Genomic DNA, 14,398 nt, shown 5'->3' on the forward strand with positions numbered 1-14,398 from the left:
CAACAGGCGGCCACCGCACCCGAGGTGGCCCGGTACAACCTTGCGAGGCAGCCGTGGCCACTGGCGTACGACGCACCACCCTGACCCTTCCCGCGGCGCCCGTCGGCCCGGTCAACCCGCTGCCCGCCCTCCGCGCGCCGGGCGACGTCCACCGCGTCGAGCCGCCCGAGGGCCCGGACCTGCCGCCCGACATGGCCCGCCGGCTCCGCTACGCACCCCTGGGCTCCCTGCTGCCCGTCGGCATCCGCGACGGCTACGGCCGTAAGCGCACCGACACCACCCTCGACGCGCTGGTCATCGAGAACGACCGGCTGCGCGCCACCGTCCTGCCGGGCCTCGGCGGCCGCGTGCACTCCCTCGTGCACAAACCCACCGGCCGCGAACTGCTCTACCGCAACCCCGTGCTGCAACCCGCCAACTTCGCCCTCAACGGCGCCTGGTTCTCCGGCGGCATCGAGTGGAACACCGGCGCCACCGGCCACACCACCCTGTCGTGCGCCCCGGTGCACGCCGCGACCGTACCGGCCCCCGATGGCGGCGAGATGCTGCGCCTGTGGGAGTGGGAGCGGCTGCGCGACCTCCCCTTCCAGGTGGACCTCTGGCTCCCGGAAGGCTCCGACTTCCTCTTCGTCGGCGTCCGCGTCCACAACCCCCACCTGAACGCGGTCCCCGCCTATTGGTGGTCCAACATCGCCGTCCCCGAGGACGAGCACACCCGCGTCCTCGCCCCGGCGGACGACGCCTGGCACTTCGGGTACGAACACACCCTGCGCCGCGTTCCCGTACCGGAGTCCGGCGGCGCCGACCGCACGTACCCGCTGCGCAGCGAACACCCCGCCGACTACTTCTACGACATCCCGGACGGCGACCGCCCCTGGATCGCCGCACTCGACGCCTCCGGCCACGGCCTCGTCCACACCTCCACCGACACACTGCGCGGCCGCAAACTGTTCCTGTGGGGCGCCGGACGCGCCGGGCGCCGCTGGCAGCAGTGGCTCACCGAGCCCGGCACCGGCGGCTACGCGGAGATCCAGGCGGGACTGGCCCCTACCCAGCTCGAACACGTACGCCTCGAAGGCGGCGCGGAGTTCGCCTGGCTGGAGGCGTACGGGCCGCTCGCCGCCGACCCCGCCGTGGTGCACGGCACGGACTGGGCCGCCGCCCGCCGCGAGACCGGCGCCCGGCTGGAAGCGGAACTGCCGCGCGCCAAGGTCGACGCGGCCTTCGCCGCCTGGCGGCCGTACGCCGCCGCCGAACCCAAGGAGACGCTGGCCACCGGCTCCGGCTGGGGCGCCCTCGAACGGGCCCGCACCGGCCACGACCTGCCCGGCACCCCCTTCCCCGAGTCCACCCTCGGCCCCGACCAGCGGCCCTGGCTGGCGCTGCTGCACACCGGCGACTTCCCGCGCGACGGCGGCGTGCCCGCCGCGCCGCTGGTCGCCGCTCCATGGCGCGACCTGCTGGAGTCCGCGCCGCCCGGGCCGGGCACCGACTACCACCTCGGCATCGCGCAGTGGCACGCGGGCGACCGGGCGCAGGCCGTCCGCAGTTGGGAACGGGCCCTGGCGCACGGCACCGACTGCCGGCCCCTCTACTGCCTCGCCGTCGCCGAGGAGACCGCCGGCGAGACGGCGCGCGCGGCGCAGCGCTACGCGGAGGCGCTGGCCTGCGTGCCCGACGACGACCCCGCGGACGCCACGGACGACATCGCGCCCCTGCTCCCGGCCCTGGTGCGCGCCGCGGTCCCCGCCCTGCTGGCCGCCGGGCGCCCCGACGACGCCGCGGCCGCCCTCGACCGCCTGCCCGAGGCCGCCCGTACCGACGGCCGCCCCGCCCTGCTGACCGCCCAGGTGGCCCTCGCCCGGGGGGACGCCGCCGCGGCCCGCGCCGTCTTCGACCGCGGCTTCGAGGTCCCCGACCTGCGGGAGGGCGACGAAGTCCTCAGCGACACCTGGTACGCCGTCGCCGAGGCCCTCACCGCGGGCTCCGGCCCCGTCACCCCGGCCGTCCGCGCCGAGGCCCACGCGGAACACCCGCTCCCGGAGCGCTACGAATTCCGGATGCGGAAGGTGTGAGGCGCGCGGCCGGATCCGTTCCCCAAGCCTGTCTCCGGGCACGGTTCACCGCGACCGCTGCCCGGCGGCGGACCGTGACGGGCGGCGGGTCCACCCCGAACGGCCCGGTGTGGCCGGCGGGAGAAGCGGCGGAAGGCGCATAAGGTGCGGTGCGCGGGCCGGGCGTGACCGGGTCCGCGCCCGCCACCCGGCCGTGTCCGTCACCCCGCGCCGCGAAAGAGCACCGTCATGCCGATCCGTGCCGACAGCCGATCGCCCCGGCCGCCGTGGGCGGCGCGGCCGCACCGTCCTGCCGGGACCCGGCTCCACACCGTCTCCCTGCGGCAGGTCGTCGGCGGGCTGCGCGAGGGCGGCCCGCTGGGCCTGATGGAACGGACCGGACGGCAGGCCCAGGGCGCGCTCGCCCGGCTGGACCTGGGCACCTTCCGGCCCTTCCTGGTCACCCACCCCGACCATCTGCGGCGCGTGCTGCGCGACCACGGCGACAATTACCGCCGGGGCACGGCCATGTGGAAGGCGATGGGCCGGCTCACGGGACTGGGGATCGCGGGGGAGGGGCCTCGGTGGCGGGCCAGCCGTGATCTGTGGTGCAAGGGCCTGGCGGTCGGCGCGCACACCTTCGCCGACCGCACGGCCTCCTCGGTCGACGGCGCGGTGGCGGAGCTGGCGCGGCGCGTGGCGACGGGCGCGACGGTGGACGCGTCGGCGGAGATGACGCGCGTCGTGCTCCGGGCCGTCAACCCGGCGTTCTTCGGCTCGCGCATCCCGCAGTGGCAGTGCGAACGGCTCGCCGCGGCGGTCGCCGTCGCGTTCGACTCGCTGCTGTGGCGGATGGCGCTGCCGCTCGTGCCGCTCGCGGTACCGGTGCCCGGCGACCGCGCCTTCGCCCGTGCCACCCGTACGGTCAACGAGATCCTGCTGCCGCTGATCCGCTGGGCGCGGCACGAGCGGCAGCCCGGCCCCGACCTGATGAGCGTGCTGCTCGAGGGGGCGGACGCCGACGGCCGGGCGCTGAGTGACGCGCAGGTCGCCCAGGACATCGTGGCCCTGTTCGTGGCGGGCTCGGAGTCCAGCGCACTCACCCTGACCTGGACCTGGGTCGCGCTCGCGAAGCACCCCGACATCGCGGCCGCGGTCCGCCGCGAGGCCGACGCGGTGCTGGGCGGCGGCCCGCCCCGGCGCGACCACGCCCGCCACCTGGTGCTCACCCGGCAGGTCCTGGCCGAGGTCTGCCGCCTGTACGCGATGGCGTGGGCGGTGCCGCGGACCGCGGCCGCCGAGGACGTCATCGACGGGGTGACCATCCCGGCGGGCGCCACCCTGGTGCTCTCGCCCTACCTGACGCACCGGTTGCCGCAGTTCTGGGAACAGCCGCTGCGCTTCGACCCCGGGCGCTTCACCGAGGAGCGCGTCCGCGGCCGGCATCCGCTGGCATACCTGCCCTTCGGCGACGGGCCGCACCAGTGCGTCGGCCAGTCGTTCTTCTTCCGGCAGGCGGTCCTCGTCGTGGCCGCGATGATCAGCCGGTTCGATGTCGCCGTACCCGGCCCGGCCGAACCCCGGGCCGCGGTCGCGCTGCGGCCCCGGGGCCGTGTCGACCTGGTGCTCACACCGCGCCGCTGACGCTGCCGCCGGGCGGCCTCAGAACCGGTCCCACCACCAGGCGATGGACGGAATCGGCGGCGGCGCGCCGGCTCGCGGCGCGGCCGGGGTGAAGGAGCCGGTGGTGGTGACCGCTCCGGGGTGCCGGCCGTCGGGGTCGGTGTACCGGCCGGCGCGCAGCCCCCATTCGATGTTCCCCCGGATCAGATGGGACAGGTGGTCGAGGTGCAGCCGCAGCGGCGCACCGGCCCGGGGCAGTACGCGGTCCCGCAGTTGGACGAAGCGCAGGGTCAGCCGGTTGCACAGGTCCACGGCCGCGGCCAGCGCCGCTTCGAGGCCCAGGCCCTGTTCGGCGGCCAGGACGTCGACGAGATTGAGCCGGCAGCGCGGGGGGTGCGGGCCGCGGGCGGCCAGCCAGCGTTCCTTGCCGTAGGAGAACAGATCGTCGTCGAACGCCGCGGTGGTGAAGGCCAGTTCGTTCAGCGCGCGCACGGCCGGCGAGTCCCTTTCCGCGCCGGGGACCTCCGCTCCGTCGACGATCTCCGTCCAGCTCATGGTGGCCGTGCCGGCCGCGGTGTGCTGGCGCATGTGGGCGTAGTCGTCCAGCGACGGCGTACGGTCGCGCAGGCGGCAGCCGAACTCCCACAGGACGCCGAGGAACCAGGCACGGTGCCCGTCCACCATGCGCCGTACCTGCACCGGTGTGCCCCGGGCCCGGCAGCGCGCCGCCAGGTCGTCCGCCGCCGCGAGGAACGGGTCCGCGGCCCCGCCCGGTACGGTTCCCGGCGCTTCCAGTACGCGCAGCAGGCGGGCGGCGAAGCCGGCGAAGTCCCCGGCGCGCATACTGGCCGGGCCCTCGTCGCAGTGCAGGTCGTCGAAGGCGAACATCAGCGCGCACCAGTCCACCGCGAGCTGGAGCCGGCCGGCGGGCGACCGGGGCATGATCCGGCCGTAGAAGCCGCCGACGTCGTTGCCGGTCATCCGCACGCGCTGCGCGCCGTCCCGGCACAGGCCGTACCCGTTCAGCCAGGCCGCCGCGCGCGCGTTCAGCCGGGCGGCGTCCGGGTGGACGGCGCTGGGCAGCGGGCAGTACCGCGGTGGGACCGTGATGCTGATCCGGTCCGCGGCGGACCGTTCGCGGACACCGGCGGCGGCCGGGGCCGCCACGCGGCCTTCGGTGCCCGTCACGGCAGCAGGGCGCGGGAGAGGGCCTGCGCCGCCTGCGCCACGTCACCACCGGCGGTGGCGTCGAACACCGTGCCCTCGGCGGGCAGCGGGCTGGTGCCGAAACCGTCCTTCAGCGCGCTGTTCCCGCCCGGGCCCAGGCTCAGGGCCGCGGCGCCCCGTGCCGAGCCCTTGCTGAGGTCGACCGTGGTCTTGTCCATCTGGAGGGCGAAGGCGAACAGCTCCACCGACTGCTGCCGTGCCCGGCCGGCCTTGTTGCCCTCGGTGGCGGCCGTCCCGTCGGCCCGGTGGGAGCCGAAGTCGAACACCACGTCCGTGAAGGTCACGCTCCGGCCGCCGGCCTTCCTGAAGACGAGACCGCCGTCGGCCGGCACGGACCCCTTGCTCAGGTCCAGCGCGAACTCGCCCCGGCTGATCGGCAGCCGCACACACCGGCGCCCGCCGGAATCGACGATGATCCCCGGGCTCTTCGCCTCCAGCGTCACTCCCTGGTCGGCGAGCGCCTTGGTGGCCGCGGGCGTCGGACACAGGTCCGTCTCCGCCTTGCCGACCTTCACCTGGGGAGCGGGCAGCACGCCCGGGGTCACGCCGGCCGCCGCGCCGGCCCAGGACAGGACGCAGCCCGAGGCGGCCAGCGCACAGGCCGGCCCGACGGGACGGATCCAGCGGGGCAAGGACATGACCGACTCCTGTCGACGGCGGCGACCGGGCGGCCCGCCGCTCCGGTGACCGGCTCCGGGCCGGGCGGTGAGAGGAAAACCGCTGCCTCCTTCCACGCGAACACACCGTCCGCCCGGGGACGACCGCGCGCGGGCCACTCGGGTGACACGAGCACCGGGGCGCGGGGGCCGGTCCGGCGGCCGCTGACCGCCGAATGGCGGCTGTGCGCGGTGCGGGAGGGTGTGGCGCGCCGGTTCCGGGCCGCACGCCTCCGAAGATGGGCCCACGACCACGCCCGCACGCCCGTCGCCCCGGCCGTCCGTGGACGGCCGCCCCGCCCGCGCCCGGAGCCCGGCGGGCGGTGAGCCGGGGCCCCGAGAAACCGACCCACCAGGGCAGTTGAGAGGCTGCTTACGGCTCCGCGCCGCCGGCCGGCCACGGGGCAGGCCGGGAAACCGTCCGCGAACCCACCCGGGAGACATCACCATGAAGGCAGTCATCGCGCACCGCTACGGCGACCCCGACCAGCTCACCTGCACGGACCGGCCCGACCCCAAGGTGGCGCCGGACTCGGTGCTGGTGCGGGTGAAGGCGGCCGGGGTCAACCCGGTGGACTGGAAGGTGCTCGCGGGGTACCTCGATCCGCTGATGTCCGCGCACTTCCCGCTGATCCCCGGCTGGGACGTGGCCGGGGTGGTCGAGCGGACCGGCTTGGACGCGACCGAGTTCGCGGTCGGTGACGAGGTCGTCGGATACGTACGCAAGGACGAGGTCCAGCACGGCACGTTCGCCGAACTGGTCGCCGCTCCGGTACGGACCCTGGCGCGCAGGCCCGCCGCGCTGAGCTGGCAGCAGGCCGCCGGGCTGCCGCTCGCCGGGCTCACCGCCCTCCAGGCCCTCGACCGGCTCGGGGTGACCAAGGGGGAGACGGTCCTGGTGCACGCCGCGGCGGGCGGTGTCGGATCGCTCGGCGTGCAGATCGCGGTGGCCCGCGGCGCCCGCGTCATCGGTACGGCCAGTGAGCGCAACCACGACTTCCTGCGCTCCCTGGGCGCCGAGCCGGTGACGTACGGCGACGGCCTGGCCGACCGGGTGCGCGCGCTGGCACCCGACGGGGTGGACGCCGCCCTGGACTTCGTCGGCAACGGCGTCATCGACGTCTCGCAGGACCTGCTGCGCGACGCCTCCCGGGTCGCCTCCGTCGCCGACAACGACGTCAAGGACAAGGGCGGGCACCTCGTGTGGGTGCGCCCGGACAGTGCGGGCCTGGCCGTGCTGGGCGACCTCGCCGACGCCGGGAAGCTCACCGTGCACGTCGACACGGTGCTGCCGCTGTCGCAGGCGGCCGAGGCGTTCCGCCGCAGCCAGGAGGGCCGCACGCGCGGGAAGATCGTGCTGGAGGTCTCCTGACGGGGGCCGGGCACGGCCGGTCGGCTGCCGGGCCCGTGCCGCCGGGTGTCAGGCCGCTCTGCGGTCGACGTACTCGAAGACCGAGCCGTCCGGGTGCCGGGCGACGAGGTTGCGGCCGATCGGGGTCGGCAGCGGGCCCGCGATGATCTGCGCGCCGACCGCCGTCAGGTCGGCCAACGCGTCGTCCACGTCCTGGACGGCGAGCGTCGCGGTGATCTTGCTGAGGACCGAGAGCTGCGCCTCCGGGCCGCTCATCAGGAAGAAACAGCCCACCGCCGCGACCGAGACGCCGCCGTGCTCGAAGCGCATCGCCTCGGCGCCGGTCAGCCGTTCGTACACGGCGATCGCGGCGTCCAGATCGGTCACGCACACCCGCAAAGAGGTCCCCAGAATGTCCATGGGGACGAGCGTAGTTGGGGTGCCTCGCGGTACGCGATCAGTTGGCTGATTCCGTGGGAACCGGGCTGCGGCCGGATCCCTCACCCGGCCGCCCGGACCGGTCAACCGGTCATCCTCAGGCCGTCGTCGGCGGCGCCGCGGGAGAGGACCACCGCGCGCACGGCGTCGCGGGCCCGTGCGTGCGCGGAGCCGCGGGGCGCGCCCGCGGTCAGCGGGACGACGCGGAACGCGTGCTCCAGATCGGTGAGTTGCGGGGTGAACTCCGCCTTGGTCACGGTCCAGCGGCGGCCCGCCGCCTCGGGCGGGGCGAAGGTGAAGCGGGCCATCGAACTCTGGTTGCCGCGGGGGTCGACCGCACCCTGCGGGTTGTACATGTAGCCGGCGAGCTGGTCGCCCATGCCGTAGACGACCCAGGTGCCGTTGACCTTCTCGTACGCCTGCGGGACGTGGGCGTGGGTGCCCAGGACGAGGTCGATGTCGGGGCGGCCGTCGGTGCGGGCGGCGGTGAGGGCGTGCGCGAGGGTGCGCTGCTGCTCGTCGGGGTCCTGCTGCCATTCGGTGCCCCAGTGGAGACTGGCCACGACCACATCGGCGCCCGCACGCCGCGCGGCCCGCGCGTCCGCGAGGATCCTGTCCCGGTCGATGAGGTTGACCGACCAGGGCTGCCCTTCGGGTACGGCGATGCCGTTGGTGCCGTACGTGTACGCGAGCTGGGCGACCTTCGCCGGGCCCGCTTCGAGGAGGGTGGGGCGGGCGGCCTCGTCGGCGTCACGGGCCGAGCCGGCGTGCCGTACGCCCGCCGCGTCCAGGGCGTCCAGGGTGCGGCGGATCCCGGCGGAGCCGTCGTCGAGGGTGTGGTTGGAGGCGGTGGAGCAGGAGTCGTAGCCGGTGGCCTTGAGGGCGGCGGCCACTTGGGGCGGTGACTTGAAGGCGGGATAGCCGGTGAACGGGCCGCCGGCCGCGCCGTACACCGTCTCCATGTGGCAGATCGCCAGGTCGGCGCCGGACACCAGGGGCCGGACGCCGGCGAGCATGGGCCCGAAGTCGTGGCCGCGGCCGTGCGCGTCCTTGCGGGCCTGCTCGATGATCTCGGTGTGCGGGAGCACGTCGCCGGTGGCCAGGAGGGTGAAGCCGCCGGGCGCGGCGGCCTGCGCGGGCCGGCCCGCGGGAGCGCCGTGGCGCCCCGCGGCGGGCTGCTGGGGACCGCAGCCCGCCGCCAGCAGGGCCAGTACCGCCAGGGCGGCCAGTCCGTGCGTTCTTGTCACGGATCCTTCATACCGCCTGGAATGAGATAGTTCGTGCCGGTTGTGGCGGTCGGGTCAGAGCCCGTGTTCAGACCCGGCAGAGGATCTCGCCGTGCAGCACGCCGAACCAGGCGTCCTCCCGCGCGCCCCACTCCCGCCACGCGCCGGCGATCCGGTCCAGTCCGGCCTCGTCGGCGTGGCCGCCGTCCACCGCCGACCGGGCGTACGCGGACGCCACCGTACGGTCCGCCCACAGGCCGCTCCACCAGGAACGTTCCTCCGGTGTCGCGTAGCACCACGCGCTCGCCGTCGAGGTGATCGCGGCATCCGCGAAGCCGGCCTCCCGGGCCCAGGCGCGCAGGCGCCGCCCCGCGTCCGGCTCGCCGCCATTGGCGCGGGCCACCCGGCGGTAGAGGTCCAGCCAGTCGTCCAGCCCCCCGACCGCCGGGTACCAGGTCATGGCCGCGTAGTCCGCGTCCCGTACGGCCACGACGCCGCCCGGCCCGGTGACACGCCGCATCTCGCGCAGCGCCCGGACCGAGTCGCCCACGTGCTGGAGGACCTGGTGGGCGTGCGTGATGTGGAAGGAGCCGGCCGGGAAGTCCAGTGCGTGGACGTCACCGGTCACGAAGCGGACGTTGTCCAGGCCGCGCCCCTCGGCGGCGGCCCGCGCCCGCTCCAGCACGTCCGGCGCCTGCTCCAGCCCGGTGACCCGGCCGTCCGGCACCAGCGCGGCCAGGTCGGCCGTGATGGTGCCGGGGCCGCAGCCGATGTCCAGGATCTCCATGTGCGGCTCGATCGCGTCCAGCAGGTACGCCGCCGAGTTGGCGGCGGTGCGCCAGGTGTGCGAGCGCAGGACGGACTCGTGGTGCCCATGGGTGTACACGGCCGACTCGCGGGGGGCGGCGGACTCGCGGGAACCCTGGGCGTGGACGGCGGACTCGTGCGGCATGGCGGACGGCTCCTTCGCGCTCCCGGTCGGCAGGTGTGGTCACCGTACGCCGCACGGCCGCATCCTGAGAACGCCGTCTCGCTATTCGGGCAGCAGGCGGTAGACGGTCAGCGCCTCGTTCTCCTTGCAGATCGTCAGTTCGCCCGGCGCGGGCGCCACTTCCCCGTCGTAGGCGAGCACGCCGCCCTCCGCCAGGCCGCCGACGCGCACCGAGCGCACCCGGGACTCGCTCAGGACGGGGGAGTGCCGCAGCCCGCCCGTCAGGGCAGCGGTCAGCAGCCGCGTACGGGCCAGCCGCCCGCCGTGCACCACGCGCACGTCCAGCACGCCGTCCGCCAGGTCGTGCCGGCGCACCGGCGCCAGGCCCAGCCCCCGGTACGCGCAGTTGCCCGCGAACAGCAGCCACACCTCCCGCCGCTTCCCGTTGACCTCCACCGTCACCGGATCGGCCGTACGCAGCACCTTCCAGGCGGCCAGCACCCCGGCCGGCCAGGCACCGATCCGGCCCGCCCACTCCTCCCGAACGCGCACCAGCTCCGGGTACGCGCCGATGGAGAAGGTGTTGAGGAAGTAGGTGGGGCCCTCGCCCGGCGCGGTACGGAACCCGGCCAGGTCCACCGCGACCGCCTCGCCGCTCTCCACCGCCCGCGCGGCGTCCGTGAGCGTCTCGATGCCCAGGTCGTACGCGAAGTGGTTGCGGGTGCCGCCGGGCAGTACCGCCAGCGGCAGGCCGTGCCGTACGGCGACCGCCGCCGCGGCGCAGACGGTGCCGTCCCCGCCCAGCACACCCAGCGCGCCGCCGACCCGCGCGGCCTGCTCGGCGGCCTCCTCCAGCGCCTTGTCCATCGGCGGGCACTCCGGATCGCCGCACAGCACCACCTCGGCCTCCGGCAGGACGCCGCGCACCTCCTGCACCCGGTCGGGCCGCTGCCCGGTGCGCTGCCCGGACGCGTGGTTGGCCACCACGAACAGCCCGCGGCCGGCGGGCAGCGAGGGCGCGTCGGCCGCCGGCCGCGCCGGGGGCGCGAGCTGCGCCCGGGTCGGCGCGAGTCCGCGCACCGCGAGGGCGGCGCCCACGCCGAGCGCGGCCCCCGCCAGGACGTCACCGGGGTAGTGGACGCCCGTGTAGACGCGGGAGAACGCGACGGAGGCGGCGACCGGCGCCAGCGCCAGGCCCCACCACTTGTTCTCGAACGCGACACCGGTGGCGAAGGCCACGGCCGAGGCCGCGTGGCCGGACGGGAAGGACGTGGTGAAGGGCTGCCGGCTGAGCTGCCGTATCACCGGCACCGCGTCCAGCAGCGGCCGGTTGCGCCGCACCGAACGCTTGCCCAGGGTGTTGACCGTCGCCGACGCCGCCGCCAGCGAGACCACCCCGCGCAGCGCGGCCCGCCGCATCGGCCGCCCGCCGAGGGTGGCCGCGCCCGCCGCGATCCCCATCCACAGCAGCCCGTGGTCGGCGGTGCGCGTCAGCCGTGGCAGCACGCGCTCCGCGCCCGGCCAGTGCCGTGACGCGACGCTGTCGAAGATTCCGCGGTCCCAGGTGCTCAGCAGCTTTCGCATGGCCCACCTGTACCCCGAAGAACGGGACACAGACAGCAGCCCCACGGTTCCCCGCGTCGTCCGTTTCATCCGCAACCGGCTCCTGTCGGTCGAATCGGCGGCTCCGGCCGGCCGGACCGCGGCCCGGCCGGGCCCGGGGCCGCATGGGGCCCGGGCTCAGGCAGGCCCGGGGCCCGCGTTCCCGGCGTCCGGCCAACTGTCCGGGGCAGCCCGGCTGATGTCCGCGAGCGCCGAGTCCGGGTCCTGCGCGCGGGCCAGGTCACCGATGCTGACCACGCCCACCGGCGTCCCGTTCTCGACCACCGGCAGCCGCCGCACCGCGTTCGTACGCATCAGTGTGACCGCCTCGCTGATGTGGTCGTCGGGGCCGACGCAGACCGGCTCGAAGGTGCACACCGAGCGGCAGGACACGGCCAGCGGGTCGACCCCGTCGGCCACCGCCCGCAGCGTGATGTCGCGGTCGGTCACCACCCCCAGCAGCACACCGTCCTGCGTCACCAGGACGTCCCCGATGTCCTGTGCGCGCATGAGCTGCGCCGCCTCGACGAGCGAGGCGTCCGGCAGGACCGCCGCGACGTCCGGGGTCATCACGTCCCTCACGAACCGTGCCATGGCGTTCACCTTCTCTCGGTCGGGCCGGCGAGCGGCGGGCCGACCCGGGGTGACGGCCCCGTACGGCCCGGAGCGCGAGCGCCCGGGGGCCGTCACCCCGGGGCGCCGTGCGCGAGCGCGCCGACGGCACCGGACACATCGCGTCGGCCCCGGTCGCCGCGCCGAGCCGGAGCGGTCCTCGTACGATCGAAGGAGGCGACCGGGCGGACCGGGCGGCCCCGGGTGGCGGAACAGCCAGCGGAGCCGGGGTCCGGCCTGGTGGTGAGTGGGGTGAGGAATCCGAGTTCCATGCCTGCCTCCGGGGCTCTCGCCGAGCCTGCCGCCGGACGTGTCCGGGTGGTCGAACGGCGGGTACCCGAAGGGACGCACCCGACACGGAGGGAGAAACCCCGATGCCGTCCCATGACACGCCCACGGACGCCCCGCGGCCCGTGGAGACGGACTCCGCCACACCGGACTCCGCGACCCTGGGAGTCCCGCCCGCCCGGCTCGGCGAACAGCAGTTGCTGCGCGAGCTGGAAACCATCCACCGCACCCGTCACGACACCCTCCTGCACGGCTCCACCGACGCCCTGGCCACCCACAACGCGCGCATGGCGGAGCTGGAAGGCGAGTATCTGCGCCGCCACCCGCGCCGCTGGGTCGCCTCCGGCCGCACCCGTTCCGGGGCCCGCGCCCGCACCGGCTGAACGCCCCGCACCACGGGCCGTCGGCAGCGGGATGTTTGACCGGGCGCCGCCCAGGTACCCGGTGTGCGGCCGAGCGGCCACGGAGAAGGCCCCGGGAACGGCAAGGGGACAGGGGCAGTGGGGAGAGCGCCCGGGCGCGGAATGTGGGGTTCCGCGCCCGGGCCCCTTTCCGTGTCCGGGCCCTTTCCGCTTCGCCACGCCACCGGGCCCCCGAACCACTGTCGCGCGCTTCGCCGCCCCGTGCCATCCCGTACCCGGCCCCCGCCCCGGCCGTCCGCCATAATGCGGTGACCGGCCGACGGCTGCCGGGCTGTCAGGGAGGGACGCATGGCGGACACGCGACATGGCACGCCGGGGGCGCCCGGCGCACCGGCCCGGTTCAAGGACCTGGCCCTGGACGCCCTCGACCACCACGCCCTCGCCGACTGGTGGTGCGAGGCCATGGGCTATGTCCGCCGCCCGTCCGCCGCGGACGGTGAGCCGCCGCGCGCCTGGCCGGTCCCGATCGTCGACCCCGCCGGTCGCGGACCACTGATCTGGGTCAACCCGGTCGCCGGGCCCAAGACCGTCAAGAACCGGATGCACCTGGACGTGTGGGGGGACACCGATCGCCTGCTGCGGCTGGGCGCGACCCTGGTCCGCAAGCGTGACGGGGACATCGAGTGGGACATCCTCGCCGACCCCGAGGGCAACGAGTTCTGCGTCTTCGCGCCGCCGGACGACACCCCCGCGCAGAGCACCGGGGGTTGACGGGTACGGCGCTCCGGCACCCGGTACGGTGCCCCGGCACCGCGTCCCAGCGCCCGCCAGGGCGTCCCGGCGCCCCGGCACCGCGTCACAGCACCCGGTACGGCGTCGCCTCCTCGTGATGGAACCGCAGGCCGTGGCCCGGGAGCTGTTCCGCGCCCGGACGGACCATGCCGCCGGACGGGTCGAGGCCGCCGTCGAAGAACATCGACTCGATGCGGACGTGGTCGTGGAACCACTCGATGTGCCGCAGGTTCGGTACGCACGCGGCCGGATGGGCGTGTACGTGCGGGGCGCAGTGGGCGGAGACCTCCAGGCCGTGTGCCTCGGCGAGGGCCGCGGCGCGCAGCCAGACCGTCAGGCCGCCGCACCGGGTGGCGTCGATCTGGAGGCAGTCCACGACCGGGGCCAGCCGCGCGAAGTACGGCAGGTCGTAGCCGTACTCGCCGGCCGTCACGTCGCACACCACCAGGTCGCGGACGACCCGCAGGCCCTCCAGGTCGTCGGAGGAGACCGGTTCCTCGAACCAGCCGACGCCCTGGTCGGCGAGTGCCTGGCCGACCCGTACGGCCTGCTTGCGGGTGTAGGCGCCGTTGGCGTCCACGTACAGTTCGGCGCGCGGCCCGATGGCCGCACGGGCGTTGCGTACGCGGGACAGGTCGCGCTCGACGGCCCGGCCCCACTCCTCCCCGATCTTGATCTTGACCCGTTCGATGCCCTGCCCGTGCACCCACCCGTTCAACTGCGTCGCCAGATGGGTGTCGTGATACGTGGTGAACCCGCCCGAGCCGTAGACCGGCACCGCGCCGCGCACCGCGCCGATCAGATGCAGCAGCGGCAGTTCCAGCAGCCGCGCCTTGAGATCCCACAGGGCGATGTCCACCGCGGACAGCGCGCAGGCCACCAGCCCCGGCCGGCCGGCGTTGCGCACCGCGCGGCTCATGGCCTCGTAGGCGCCCTGGACATCCAGCACACAGCGGCCGAGGACCGGGCGGGTGAGCAGGTCGCGGACGACCGAGCCGGCGTCCGTGGCGGCGTAGGTCCAGCCCAGGCCGGTGGTCGTACCGGAACGGGCCTCGACGACGATGATGGTGGTGGTGTCCCAGGCGAGTGTGCCGTCGGCTTCCGGCGCGTCGGTGGGGACGGTGTAGGCGGTGACGTCCAGCCGCTCGACTTTCATGGTGACGCAGGGCTCCTCTTCGGTCTCGGTGTGCACCCGGGTCTCGTGCTCATGTCCTGCCGCTCCCGCCGCGCGCAGGG

The 14,398-nt window shown here is 75.3% G+C and carries 13 protein-coding genes; 5 read left to right on the forward strand and 8 right to left on the reverse strand.

Translation table 11 applies throughout. The annotated features are described in order from the left end of the window. Nucleotides 1-53: 53 nt before the first annotated feature. Together ACH4EB_RS06515 and ACH4EB_RS06520 are read left to right on the forward strand one after the other, a co-directional pair. Complete coding sequence (locus ACH4EB_RS06515) at nucleotides 54-2,075, forward strand: DUF5107 domain-containing protein (protein ID WP_398346201.1); 2,022 nt, start codon at nucleotides 54-56, stop codon at nucleotides 2,073-2,075. 228 nt (nucleotides 2,076-2,303) lie between these two features. Further along, on the forward strand, nucleotides 2,304-3,698 hold the full coding sequence (locus ACH4EB_RS06520; protein WP_398346202.1) for a cytochrome P450: 1,395 nt from the start codon (nucleotides 2,304-2,306) through the stop codon (nucleotides 3,696-3,698). 18 nt (nucleotides 3,699-3,716) lie between these two features. On the opposite strand, the gene ACH4EB_RS06525 is transcribed toward ACH4EB_RS06520, so the two are convergent. Then, nucleotides 3,717-4,865, reverse strand: coding sequence for a glutamate dehydrogenase (locus ACH4EB_RS06525; protein WP_398346203.1), 1,149 nt, complete (start codon nucleotides 4,863-4,865; stop codon nucleotides 3,717-3,719). Beyond that, complete coding sequence (locus ACH4EB_RS06530) at nucleotides 4,862-5,542, reverse strand: hypothetical protein (RefSeq protein ID WP_398346204.1); 681 nt, start codon at nucleotides 5,540-5,542, stop codon at nucleotides 4,862-4,864. Before ACH4EB_RS06530 ends, ACH4EB_RS06525 begins: the two co-directional genes overlap by 4 nt. Before the next feature lie 466 nt (nucleotides 5,543-6,008). Between ACH4EB_RS06530 and ACH4EB_RS06535 the strand changes: the two genes are divergently transcribed. After that, nucleotides 6,009-6,932 (forward strand): NADP-dependent oxidoreductase, encoded by a 924-nt coding sequence (locus ACH4EB_RS06535; protein ID WP_398346205.1) that lies wholly within the window; start codon nucleotides 6,009-6,011, stop codon nucleotides 6,930-6,932. Between the two features lie 48 nt (nucleotides 6,933-6,980). Here ACH4EB_RS06535 and ACH4EB_RS06540 read toward each other — a convergent pair whose 3' ends face one another. The 5 genes from ACH4EB_RS06540 to ACH4EB_RS06560 form a co-directional block, all read right to left on the reverse strand. After that, nucleotides 6,981-7,331, reverse strand: coding sequence for a VOC family protein (locus ACH4EB_RS06540; RefSeq protein WP_398346207.1), 351 nt, complete (start codon nucleotides 7,329-7,331; stop codon nucleotides 6,981-6,983). A 101-nt stretch (nucleotides 7,332-7,432) separates the two neighbouring features. Further along, the gene (locus ACH4EB_RS06545; protein ID WP_398346208.1) at nucleotides 7,433-8,596 is read right to left on the reverse strand and encodes a CapA family protein; all 1,164 of its coding nucleotides are present in this window, start codon (nucleotides 8,594-8,596) and stop codon (nucleotides 7,433-7,435) included. A gap of 67 nt (nucleotides 8,597-8,663) precedes the next feature. After that, the gene (locus tag ACH4EB_RS06550) at nucleotides 8,664-9,527 is read right to left on the reverse strand and encodes a methyltransferase domain-containing protein (protein ID WP_398346209.1); all 864 of its coding nucleotides are present in this window, start codon (nucleotides 9,525-9,527) and stop codon (nucleotides 8,664-8,666) included. An 81-nt stretch (nucleotides 9,528-9,608) separates the two neighbouring features. Next, complete coding sequence (locus ACH4EB_RS06555; protein ID WP_398346210.1) at nucleotides 9,609-11,090, reverse strand: bifunctional phosphatase PAP2/diacylglycerol kinase family protein; 1,482 nt, start codon at nucleotides 11,088-11,090, stop codon at nucleotides 9,609-9,611. 156 nt (nucleotides 11,091-11,246) lie between these two features. Then, the gene (locus tag ACH4EB_RS06560) at nucleotides 11,247-11,702 is read right to left on the reverse strand and encodes a CBS domain-containing protein (RefSeq protein ID WP_398346211.1); all 456 of its coding nucleotides are present in this window, start codon (nucleotides 11,700-11,702) and stop codon (nucleotides 11,247-11,249) included. A 392-nt stretch (nucleotides 11,703-12,094) separates the two neighbouring features. On the opposite strand from ACH4EB_RS06560, the gene ACH4EB_RS06565 reads away from it, so the two are divergent. Together ACH4EB_RS06565 and ACH4EB_RS06570 are read left to right on the forward strand one after the other, a co-directional pair. Continuing rightward, nucleotides 12,095-12,391, forward strand: a complete 297-nt coding sequence (locus tag ACH4EB_RS06565) for a DUF6158 family protein (protein WP_398346212.1) — start codon at nucleotides 12,095-12,097, stop codon at nucleotides 12,389-12,391. A 327-nt stretch (nucleotides 12,392-12,718) separates the two neighbouring features. After that, the gene (locus tag ACH4EB_RS06570) at nucleotides 12,719-13,141 is read left to right on the forward strand and encodes a VOC family protein (RefSeq protein ID WP_398346213.1); all 423 of its coding nucleotides are present in this window, start codon (nucleotides 12,719-12,721) and stop codon (nucleotides 13,139-13,141) included. Nucleotides 13,142-13,226: 85 nt separating this feature from the next. On the opposite strand, the gene ACH4EB_RS06575 is transcribed toward ACH4EB_RS06570, so the two are convergent. Continuing rightward, nucleotides 13,227-14,318 (reverse strand): enolase C-terminal domain-like protein, encoded by a 1,092-nt coding sequence (locus tag ACH4EB_RS06575; RefSeq protein ID WP_398346442.1) that lies wholly within the window; start codon nucleotides 14,316-14,318, stop codon nucleotides 13,227-13,229. Nucleotides 14,319-14,398 lie beyond the last annotated feature (80 nt).

Origin of the sequence: Streptomyces sp. NPDC018045, assembly GCF_044327445.1 — a bacterium.
Taxonomy (GTDB): domain Bacteria; phylum Actinomycetota; class Actinomycetes; order Streptomycetales; family Streptomycetaceae; genus Streptomyces.